The following is a 9,490-nucleotide window of genomic DNA, read 5'->3' on the forward strand; positions in this document are numbered from 1 at the left end:
GTGAGCGTACTGGCGGACAAGTCGACGCGGCTGATCGTGCAGGGGCTGACCGGACGCGAGGGCACCTTCCACGCCAAGGCCTGCGCCGCCTACGGGACCCAGGTCGTGGGCGGAGTCACTCCCGGCAAGGGAGGCACGACGCACGAGGGCTGGCCGGTGTTCAACACCGTGGCTGACGCCGTGAAACAAACTGGCGCCAACGCCACCCTCATCTTCGTGCCACCGCCGTTCGCGGCGGACGCCATCATGGAGGCCGCCGACGCCGGCGTGGCGCTCATCGTCTGCATCACCGAGGGCATCCCCACGCTGGACATGGTGCGCGCCTGGAAGTTCCTGCAGAACCGCAAGTCGCGGCTCATCGGACCCAACTGCCCGGGCATCATCTCGCCGGGCAAGTGCAAGATCGGCATCATGCCCGGCCACATCCATAAGCCGGGACACGTAGGCATCGTCTCGCGCTCGGGGACGCTGACCTATGAGGCGGTGCACCAGCTCACGCTGCGCGGGATCGGGCAGTCCACCGCCATCGGCATCGGCGGCGATCCCATCATCGGCACCAACTTCGTGGACGCTTTGCGGCTCTTCCACGAGGACGCCGAGACCGAGGCCATCGTGCTCATCGGCGAAATCGGCGGCAACGCCGAGGAGAATGCCGCCGAGTACATCCGCAAGAATGTGAAGAAGCCGGTGGTGGCGTTCATCGCCGGGCAGACGGCGCCGCCGGGGCGCCGCATGGGACACGCGGGCGCCATCATCTCCGGTGGGCACGGCACGGCGGCGGAGAAGATCCGGGCGCTGGAGGCGGCGGGCATCCACGTGGCCAAGTCGCCCGCCGACATTGGCGAGACGGTGGCCCAGGCGCTGGGCGCAGCCGCGGCAAAGAACTGAGAACCGAAGGGGAGAACTGAGAACTAATAATGAAAACTCTGCAACGCACTTTTTCCATCATCAAGCCCGACGCGGTGGCCAAGAACGCCATCGGGGACATCCTGAAGACCCTGGAAGAGAAAGGCTTCCGCATCCTGGGCATGAGGATGCTGGAGATCACCAAGCAAGAGGCCGAGGGCTTTTACGCGGTCCACGCCAGCAAGGCATTCTTCGACTCGCTCACCACGTTCATGTCCAGCGGGCGCATCGTGGTGCTGGCGTTGGAGAGGGAGAACGCCATCGCCGGTCTGCGAGAAGCAATGGGCGCCACCAACCCGGCGCAGGCCGCCGAAGGAACCATCCGCAAGAAGTGGGCATCGAGCATCGAGCACAACGCCATCCACGGCTCGGACGCCGAGGAAACGGCGCGCTTCGAGTTGGGCTACTTCTTCGCGGATTACGAACTAGGGAAATGAATCGGGGGACGGGATGCCTCACGTTGAAATCACGCTGCTGAAGGGAAGGACGCTGGAACAGAAGCGCAAGGTAGCGGCGCGCGTCACCGACGTGCTCGCGGAAGAGGCGGGCGCCAAGCGGGAAGATACGACGGTCGCTTTCCTCGAGGTCGATCGGGAAAGCTTTGCGCACGGCGGCGTGCTGGTGAGCGACAAGCGCTAGAGACGCTGCCGGCGACGCGTCTACGAGTTCTTCTTCCCCGCCACCTTTTCGAGCACGATGGTCTGGTCGCGCTCCGGGCCGGTGGAGACCATCGCAATCCTCGCGCCCGTCTCCGCAGCCAGGAAGTTCAGGTACTCGCGCGCCTTCGCCGGCAATTTCTCCCAGCTCTTCACGGCGCGAGTGGACGTCCGCCAGCCGGGCATCTTGCGATAGACGCACTCCAGCTTCTCGTAGCCGGCGGCATCGGGCGGGATCTCTGAAGTCTTCTTGCCTTTCACCTTGTATCCCACGCAGACGGGAATCTCCGCCAGATCGTCGAGGACGTCCAGCTTGGTGACCACGAGCGACGAGATGCCATTGATCATGCAGGCGTAGCGCAGGAGCGGCAGGTCGAGCCAGCCGCAGCGCCGCGGACGTCCGGTGACCGCGCCGTACTCGTTGCCGCGCTCGCGCAGGCGGTCGCCGGCGGCGTCGAGGATCTCGGTGGGGAAGGGTCCGCCGCCCACGCGCGTGCAGTAGGCCTTGGTCACGCCCAAGACGGCGTCGATGGCCGTGGGCGCGACGCCGGTCCCGATGATGGCGCCGCCCGAGGTGGCGCTCGACGAAGTGACGAAGGGATAGGTGCCGTGGTCGATGTCGAGCAGCGCCCCCTGGGCTCCCTCGAACATCACCGACCCGCCGCGGGTGAGGGCCTGGTTGACGAGCACCGCGGTATCGCAGACGAAGGGCCGGATCTCGCGGCTAACGCGCGCGTACTCCTCATACATGCTGTCGGCGTCGAGCGGCTCGGAGTTGAAGAGCGCGTGCGCGATCATGTTCTTCTCGTGGCAGGCGTTCTCGATGTGGGTCTTCAGCAGATCGAGGTCAAGAAGGTCGGCGACGCGCAGGCCGCGGCGCCCCATCTTGTCCTCGTAGGCGGGGCCGATGCCGCGCGAGGTGGTACCGATCTTCACCCGTCCGGGAGCGTTCTCCGCCGCCAGTTCGATCATGCGGTGGTAGGGCAGGATGACGTGGGCGCGGTTGCTGAGGAAGAGATTGCCGTGGATCTTCACCCCGAGCTGGCGCAGCGCCGCAATCTCCTTGAGCAGCGCCACCGGGTCCACCACCATGCCATTGCCGATGACGGCGCGGCAGCCCTTGCGCAGCACGCCGCAGGGGATCAGTTGCAGGATGAACTTCTTCCCGCGGATGACCACCGTGTGTCCGGCGTTGTGTCCGCCGGCATAGCGGACGACGACGGAGAACTGCTCGGAGAGGACGTCGACGATCTTGCCCTTGCCCTCGTCGCCCCACTGGGCGCCGACCACGATGATGGCTTGGCCTTTTTTCATGGAACAGTTAGAAGTACCTAGTACCTAGTATTCAGTACCTAGTCTCTGGATTCGCACACTCTTTGCGCGTCAGCATTCTATTACCTGTGATTTCTGGGAATCGAGGGGGAAAGACGTGTACGGGAAATGATAACCGGGAGGCGGCTCCCAGGGCAAAAGAACAGTTGCGACTGGCTGGTTGCCCCATTCGCCCATGGCCAGGCTGTTGTTACACTGGCAACTGAGGACTGGTCACTGACCCATGCCTGAGCTTCCTGAGGTCGAATCCATCCGTCGCGGATTGTCGCGCAGAGTGCGCGGCGACGTGATTGAATCCGTCTGGCTGGGGGAGAAGCCCGAGCCCCTGAAGTCGCCGGCGCCGGAGATCGTGGCCGCGCTCGAACAGGCGCGCATCGCCGCGGTGCGGCGGGTGGGGAAGCACCTCGTGTTCGACTTGGAAATTGCACAGCCGAGGACCCTTCGACTCCGCTCAGGGCAGACTCCTCTGCCACACGGTTCGAGGAGGACCCAGCCACACAGCCAGTGGATCGTGCATCTGGGGATGACGGGCAGGCTTGTGATCGCGCAGCCGGAGAGCGAGATCGCCCGGCACACGCACGCCATCGTGCGTCTGCAATCCGGCCGCGAGCTGCGTTTTGTGGACCCGCGGCGATTCGGCAGGCTCTCCGTGGTGCGCGACCCTGGCGGCTTCGCGCCCGGCGGGCAGGAGCCGCTGGGCGCCGGCGTACGACAGTTCGCGCACCTCTTCCACGGGCGCAAGACGCCCATCAAGAGCGCGCTGCTCAACCAGAAGCTGCTGCGCGGCGTGGGCAACATCTATGCGGACGAGTCGCTCTACCGCGCCGGAATCCGGCCGCGACGCCGAGCCAGCCGGCTCACCGGCGAGGAGCTGGCGCGGCTGCGCCGCGCCCTGCAGCAGGTGCTGCGCGAGGCCATCCGGGCCGGAGGTTCGTCGGTTTCCGACTACGTGAACGCCGATGGGGATGAGGGCTTCTTCCAGTTCGAGCACCGGGTTTACGGGCGCGAGGGCGAGCCCTGCCGGGAATGCCGGTCGGCCATCAAGCGCGTGGTGATTGCAGGCCGGAGCGCGCATTATTGCCCGAAATGTCAAAGGTAAAAGGTAAAAGGAAAAAGTAAAAAGTGAAGGAATAGAAACGAAAGGTGCTGGTCTTAACCTTTACCTTTTTACTTTCTCCTTTGAGCTTCTGATCTAAACTTCTGACCCCATGACCTCCTTTGCCATCGGCGTGGACCTGGGCGGGACCAACCTGCGGATCGCCGCAGTGGACGAGGGCGGCAAGCTGCTGGAGAAGATCACCACGGATACCGGAGTCGCGCGCCCGCGCGATGAGGTGATTGCCGAGATGTGCCGCGCCATCCAGACGCTCGCAAAGAAGAGGGAGTCGGACGGCAAGCTGGCCGGGGTGGGCGTGGGAGTGCCGGGAATCATCGACCTGGGGAGCGGGACTGTGCGGGAGTCTCCGAACCTGCCGGGGTGGCACGACTACCCGGTGCGCGAGGAGGTCGAGCGGCGGCTGGGGACGCGCGTCATCCTGGAGAATGACGCCAACGCCGCGGCGCTGGGCGAGAAGTGGCTGGGCGCGGGCCGCGAGGTGGACGACCTGTGCATAATCACGCTAGGCACGGGCGTGGGCGGCGGGATCGTCCTGGGCGGGCGCATCTGGCACGGCATGACCGGGATGGCGGGTGAGCTGGGACACATCACGGTGGAGCCGGAAGGCCCGCCGTGTGGCTGCGGCAACCGCGGCTGCCTGGAGCAGTCTGCCTCCGCTAAGGCCATCGAGCGCATGGCGCGTGAGGCCGCCGCCAGTGGAAACGCGCCCGCACTGGCACGGGCCACCGCCGAGCGCGACTTCAGCTCTGAGACTGTTTGCCAACTGGCCGAGAGCGGCGACGCCGCCGCTCGGGAGATCTTCGGCCGAGTGGGCCGCGCGCTGGGGATCGTGTTGGCCGGACTGGTCAACACCTTCAATCTGCCCATGTATGTGATCGGCGGCGGCGTGGCCGACGCCTGGGAGATGTTCTCGCCGGTCATGCTTGAGGAGGTACGGAAGCGCTCGTTCGTCTACGCGGCGACGTCAGCCGGCAAGCATGCGACCGTCATCACGCGCGCACGGCTGGGCTCGGATGCCGGCCTCTACGGTGCGGCGCGGCTGGCGTTGATGCGCGAGGAGGCCGACGCGCACCCCCGCGCGCGATGGCCTGCTCGCTAGAGCTCATCGTTGCCGCGGGACCCCGGCGCTCCGGCTAGCGCAGGGGAGCCTGCTGCCGGGCCTTCTTTAGGGCGGCGAGGAACATCCGGTTGTGCTCCGGGGTGCCCACGGTGACGCGGATAGCGTTGGGCGCGCCCCAGGCGTTGAGGGCGCGGACGATGATGCCCTCCGCCTGCATGCGGCGGGCGAAAGCGACGGACTCCTCCCCCACGTCGAGATAGAGGAAGTTGGCGCAGGTGGGAATGGGATGCAGGCCCAGCGCCGAGAGTTCCTTGGCCAGTCGAGGTGCCTCCGCGGCGTTGTTTTCGACGGCTTTCTGGACGTGGGCGGTGTCCCCGAAGGCAGCCAGGGCACCGGCCTCGGCCACCCCGGAGACGGAGAAGGCCGGCCGCACGCGCGCCAGGGCCTGGAGCAGGTCTGGCGGTCCGAAGCCGTATCCCACGCGCAGTCCGGCCAGGCCGTGAGCCTTGGAGAAGGTGCGCAGGACGATGACCTTGCGCCCCTGGCGCACGTAGTCGAGCGAGTGCGAGTAGTCGATGTCCTGGGCGGCGGCGAAGTGCGTCGCGAAGTCGAAGTAGGCTTCGTCGAGCACCACCAGCACGTGCTCGGGCACGCGGTCGAGGAAGCGGTCGGTGGCCGCGGCGTCGAACATCGTCCCGGTGGGATTGTTGGGATTGGCCAGATAGACGATGCGGGTCTTGCCGTCGATGGCGGCGAGCACGGCGTCGAGGTCGAAGGCGTGCTCCCGCATGGGCACCTGGATCAGGCGGCCACCGGCGGCCTGAGTCACGATGGGATAGACGATGAATGAGCGCTCGCTGGTGACGGCGTTCAGCCCGGGGGCCAGCAGGGTGCGCGCGATGTGGTCGAGCAGGGCGGTGGAGCCGTCGGTGACCAGGATCTGTTCAACGCTGAGCTGATGGCGCTCCGCCAGGGCCTGGCGCAACTCGGCGCAGTCGTTGTCGGGATAGAAGTTGGCGCTCACAACCGCCGCGCGGATGGCTTCCACTGCCTTGGGCGAGGGGCCGAAGGGGTTCTCATTCGATGCCATCTTGATGCAGCGGACGCCGCTCTCGCGCTCGGCCTGGCGGATGGGCTTGCCCGGCACGTAACGCGCCAGGTCGCGGATGTGTTCGGAAATCAGCTCGTCGAAGTCCTTCATCGCAGAATCTCTTTTGTATCACGGCGGCGGGGTGGCGGCCCACTCCGCCCTTTTGAGACAGCTGATTTCAGCCGGGCCACCTCCACGGGCGTGAGCGGCCGGAAGGCGCCGGGCTCGAGGTCCAGCTCCAGGGGGCCGTAGCGCACGCGCTTGATCTTCTCCACGTGGTGGCCGACCTTTTCGAACATGCGGCGGATCTGGCGGTTCTGTCCCTCGATGAGCGTGACCTCGTACCAGGGGTTGGGAGCGTCGCGCAGCATACGGATCGCGGCCGGCGCCGTTTTACGGGACTCTTTTCGCGCGGCACCAGGACGTTTCAGGTCGGGCGGCAGTACCACTCCGGCGCGAAGCTTCTGGAGATTCTCCCCCGTGGGCCGGCCGCTCACCTTCACCTGGTAAGTCTTGGGGACGTGCGAGGAGGCGTGCATCAGTTTCGCTGCCAGCGCGCCGTCGTTGGTCAGGAGCAACAGGCCTTCGCTGGCGTAGTCGAGGCGGCCGACGGGGTAGATGCGCGCCCCGGCGCCGTGCACCAGGTCGAGCACCGTCGGCCGGCCCTCGGGATCGGAGGCGCTGGTGATGTATCCGCGGGGCTTGTTCAACACCAGGTAGACGTGCCGTTGCGGCCCGTGCAGCAACTTTCCGTCCACGCGGATGTGGTCGCGCTCCGGGTCGGCCTTGGAGCCCAGTTCGGTTACCGTCTTGCCGTTCACCTGGACGCGCCCGCGGGTGATGAGTTCCTCCGCCTTGCGGCGCGAGGCGATTCCGGCGGCGGCGATGATCTTTTGCAGGCGCTCAGTGGGCATCAGTCGGAGGAATTCGCGGCAGAGGCGTTTTCGCTCTCCGAGGCGCCCTCGTCCGCGGGCTTCTCGTCGGGGACGCCGGTGGCGTCGGGAATTGCCTCGGCGACGGGGAAGAGCTCGGACTGTCCGGCCAGCTCCTCGTACTCCTTGAGCGTGGGCAGTTCGCTCATGTCGCTCAACCCGAAGCGCAGCAAGAACTCCTTGGTAGTGCGGTAGAGGATGGGGCGGCCGATGACGGCCTTACGCCCGGCGGTGGTGATGAGCTTGCGGTCGAGCAGGGTGGCGATGACGGCCGAGGAATCAACGCTGCGGATCTCGTTGATCTCCGGCAGGGTGACCGGCTGCTTGTAGGCGATGACGGAAAGCGTTTCCAGCGCGGGCAGCGAGAGCCGCACCGGCGGCTTCAGGCTTTTGGCGAAGGCGCGCACCACGTCGTGGAACTCGGGCTTGGTGGACATGCGATAGCCGCCCGCGACCAGACGGATCTCCATGCCGCGTCCGGCGGCGGCGTAGTCGGCGATCAGCTCCTCGACCGCGGCGCGCACCGCTGCCTTGGGATCGCCGGCCTCCTCGCCCAGGGAATCCTTGAGCGCAGCCACCATCTGCTCTACGCTCACCGGCTCCTCGGCGGCGTAGATGATGGCTTCGACTTTGCTCTTCACGCTCATTTCCAGTCGTCGCGCACGGGCGACTCATCCCCCAACACGCTGTCGAACATTGTATGTTTCTTGAGGATGATGTCGCTGAAAATCCTGTCCTGACGCAGCAGGATGGCTTGCAGCCGCACCAGCTCCAAGAGCGCCAGGAAGGCGCAGATCAACGCTTTGCGCGACTGCATGTTGCCCAGGAGTTGCTTCAAACGGAGCGGGCGGTCCTCCAGCAGCAGGCGGCGGCGGATGTAGTCGATCATCTGGCCGACGGTGACGGAGTCCTCATCCACTTCAAGCACGGGGCGGGTGCGGGCGCGGTCGAGCACCTGCTGGAAGGTGCGCACCAGGTCCACCACGTCGGCGGCGAGCTCGGGCTCGGTGCCCTCGGCGTCCTTGAATTCGCCCAGCGCCGGGTTCGACCAGGTGGCGTCCTCGATCTGCTGCTTCTGCAAGAGCATCTGCGCGGCATTCTTGAACTTCTCGTGCTCGAGCAGGCGGTTGACCAGCTCGGCGCGCGGGTCGTCCTGGTCGTCGGCGGGCGCGTCGGGGTCGCGCGGCAGCAGCATCCGCGACTTGATGTGGATGAGCATGGAGGCCATGTAGATGAACTCCGCCGCCACGTTCACGTCCAGGTGCTTGATTGTTTCGACGTAACCGAGATACTGCGAGGTGATGCGGGCGATGGGGATGTCGTAGATGTCGATGTCCTGGCGGCGGATGAGGTCGAGCAGCAGGTCGAGCGGGCCGTCGTAGACCGCGCCCACGGTGACGGCAAAAGGGAAGTCGCTGGTCTCTTTCTGCTGGGAGGGGGCGGGTTGCGGAGTCTCAGGCATCGCGGGCGTGCCGTCCTCTACTTTTCCCTCTTGCTTCCGAGAGGCGGCGCGAAGTCGCGGGAGATGCCCATAGCCTGCCGCACCGCCTTCATGGTGCTATCCGCGGACTTGCGTGCGTGCGCCGCGCCCTCTTCGAGGATATCCCAGGCCAGGCGCGGATTGTGCTCGTATTTTCGGCGGCGCTCCTGCATGGGCTGGAGCGTGCTGACGATGGCGTCGGCCGACCAGCTTTTGCACTCGATGCAACCGATGGAGGCGCTGCGGCAGCCGCGGTTCACCTCCGCCATGGTCTCTTTGCTGCTGAAGATCTTGTGCAGGTCGCCCACCGGGCACACGTCGGGATTGCCGGGATCGGAGCGGCGCACCCGCGCCGGGTCGGTGACCATGGTCTTGAGCTTGGCGCGGATGGAGGCCTCGGGTTCGCTCAGCAGGATGTAGTTGTCGTAGGACTTCGACATCTTGCGGCCGTCGGTGCCGGGGAGCTTGGGGGCGTGGGTCAGGAGCGACTGCGGCTCGGGGAAGGCGTAGGAGCGCTTGCCGGAGTAGAACATGTTGAAGCGGCGGGCAATCTCGCGGGTCAGTTCGATGTGCGGCACCTGGTCCTCGCCCACCGGGACGTAGTCGGCCTGGTAGATGAGGATGTCGGCGGACTGCAGCACCGGGTAGCCGAGGAAGCCGTAGGTGCCCAGGTCCTTGTCCTTGATGTTCTGTCGCTGCTCCTTGTAGGTGGGGACGCGCTCCAGCCATCCCAGCGGCGTGATCATGGAGAGCAGCAAGTGGAGTTCGGCGTGCTGCGGCACATGCGACTGGATGAACATGGTCGCGTGCTCGGGGTCGAGTCCGGCGGAAAGCCAGTCGAGCATCACCTCGAGCGAGTTGTCCTTGATCTTCGAGGTGTCGGCGTAATCGGTGGTCAGCGCGTGCCAGTCGGCGAT

At 66.1% G+C, this 9,490-nt stretch carries 11 protein-coding genes; 5 read left to right on the plus strand and 6 right to left on the minus strand.

What is annotated here, in order from left to right:
- The 3 genes from sucD to VGQ94_09130 are packed head-to-tail and all read left to right on the plus strand — an operon-like array spanning position 1 to position 1,545.
- The gene (sucD, locus tag VGQ94_09120) at positions 1-888 is read left to right on the plus strand and encodes a succinate--CoA ligase subunit alpha (GenBank protein ID HEV2022678.1); all 888 of its coding nucleotides are present in this window, start codon (positions 1-3) and stop codon (positions 886-888) included.
- 29 nt (positions 889-917) lie between these two features.
- The gene (gene ndk, locus VGQ94_09125) at positions 918-1,343 is read left to right on the plus strand and encodes a nucleoside-diphosphate kinase (GenBank protein HEV2022679.1); all 426 of its coding nucleotides are present in this window, start codon (positions 918-920) and stop codon (positions 1,341-1,343) included.
- 13 nt (positions 1,344-1,356) lie between these two features.
- The gene (locus tag VGQ94_09130) at positions 1,357-1,545 is read left to right on the plus strand and encodes a 2-hydroxymuconate tautomerase (protein ID HEV2022680.1); all 189 of its coding nucleotides are present in this window, start codon (positions 1,357-1,359) and stop codon (positions 1,543-1,545) included.
- 20 nt (positions 1,546-1,565) lie between these two features.
- Here VGQ94_09130 and VGQ94_09135 read toward each other — a convergent pair whose 3' ends face one another.
- On the minus strand, positions 1,566-2,876 hold the full coding sequence (locus VGQ94_09135) for an adenylosuccinate synthase (protein HEV2022681.1): 1,311 nt from the start codon (positions 2,874-2,876) through the stop codon (positions 1,566-1,568).
- Positions 2,877-3,117: 241 nt separating this feature from the next.
- On the opposite strand from VGQ94_09135, the gene mutM reads away from it, so the two are divergent.
- Both mutM and VGQ94_09145 read left to right on the plus strand, forming a co-directional pair.
- The gene (mutM, locus tag VGQ94_09140; protein ID HEV2022682.1) at positions 3,118-3,993 is read left to right on the plus strand and encodes a bifunctional DNA-formamidopyrimidine glycosylase/DNA-(apurinic or apyrimidinic site) lyase; all 876 of its coding nucleotides are present in this window, start codon (positions 3,118-3,120) and stop codon (positions 3,991-3,993) included.
- A gap of 109 nt (positions 3,994-4,102) precedes the next feature.
- Entirely contained in the window at positions 4,103-5,110 is a 1,008-nt protein-coding gene (locus VGQ94_09145) for an ROK family protein (GenBank protein HEV2022683.1), read from the plus strand.
- A 34-nt stretch (positions 5,111-5,144) separates the two neighbouring features.
- Here the strand turns inward: VGQ94_09145 and hisC are convergent, their stop codons facing one another.
- The 5 genes from hisC to trpS form a co-directional block, all read right to left on the minus strand.
- Positions 5,145-6,272 (minus strand): histidinol-phosphate transaminase, encoded by a 1,128-nt coding sequence (gene hisC, locus VGQ94_09150; protein ID HEV2022684.1) that lies wholly within the window; start codon positions 6,270-6,272, stop codon positions 5,145-5,147.
- A complete protein-coding gene (locus VGQ94_09155; GenBank protein HEV2022685.1) occupies positions 6,269-7,075 on the minus strand; it encodes a pseudouridine synthase in 807 nt (268 codons plus the stop codon). The genes hisC and VGQ94_09155 overlap by 4 nt, the downstream gene beginning before the upstream one ends.
- Positions 7,075-7,740, minus strand: coding sequence for an SMC-Scp complex subunit ScpB (gene scpB / locus VGQ94_09160; protein ID HEV2022686.1), 666 nt, complete (start codon positions 7,738-7,740; stop codon positions 7,075-7,077). Before scpB ends, VGQ94_09155 begins: the two co-directional genes overlap by 1 nt.
- The gene (locus tag VGQ94_09165) at positions 7,737-8,555 is read right to left on the minus strand and encodes a segregation/condensation protein A (protein ID HEV2022687.1); all 819 of its coding nucleotides are present in this window, start codon (positions 8,553-8,555) and stop codon (positions 7,737-7,739) included. The genes scpB and VGQ94_09165 overlap by 4 nt, the downstream gene beginning before the upstream one ends.
- Positions 8,556-8,572: 17 nt before the next feature.
- Positions 8,573-9,490 (minus strand): tryptophan--tRNA ligase (gene trpS / locus VGQ94_09170; GenBank protein ID HEV2022688.1); only part of this gene is annotated, 918 nt, incomplete at its 5' end.

Source organism: Terriglobales bacterium, from assembly GCA_035937135.1.
Lineage (GTDB): Bacteria > Acidobacteriota > Terriglobia > Terriglobales > Acidobacteriaceae > DASYVL01.

Bases quoted from the DNA above. Each gene is read 5' to 3' on its own strand.
- VGQ94_09130 (HEV2022680.1), top strand. From the start codon at position 1,357: ATGCCTCACGTTGAAATCACGCTGCTGAAGGGAAGGACGCTGGAACAG.
- mutM (HEV2022682.1), top strand. From the start codon at position 3,118: ATGCCTGAGCTTCCTGAGGTCGAATCCATCCGTCGCGGATTGTCGCGC.
- VGQ94_09135 (HEV2022681.1), bottom strand. From the start codon at position 2,876: ATGAAAAAAGGCCAAGCCATCATCGTGGTCGGCGCCCAGTGGGGCGAC.
- hisC (HEV2022684.1), bottom strand. From the start codon at position 6,272: ATGAAGGACTTCGACGAGCTGATTTCCGAACACATCCGCGACCTGGCG.
- VGQ94_09155 (HEV2022685.1), bottom strand. From the start codon at position 7,075: ATGCCCACTGAGCGCCTGCAAAAGATCATCGCCGCCGCCGGAATCGCC.
- VGQ94_09165 (HEV2022687.1), bottom strand. From the start codon at position 8,555: ATGCCTGAGACTCCGCAACCCGCCCCCTCCCAGCAGAAAGAGACCAGC.
- scpB (HEV2022686.1), bottom strand. From the start codon at position 7,740: ATGAGCGTGAAGAGCAAAGTCGAAGCCATCATCTACGCCGCCGAGGAG.
- VGQ94_09145 (HEV2022683.1), top strand. From the start codon at position 4,103: ATGACCTCCTTTGCCATCGGCGTGGACCTGGGCGGGACCAACCTGCGG.
- ndk (HEV2022679.1), top strand. From the start codon at position 918: ATGAAAACTCTGCAACGCACTTTTTCCATCATCAAGCCCGACGCGGTG.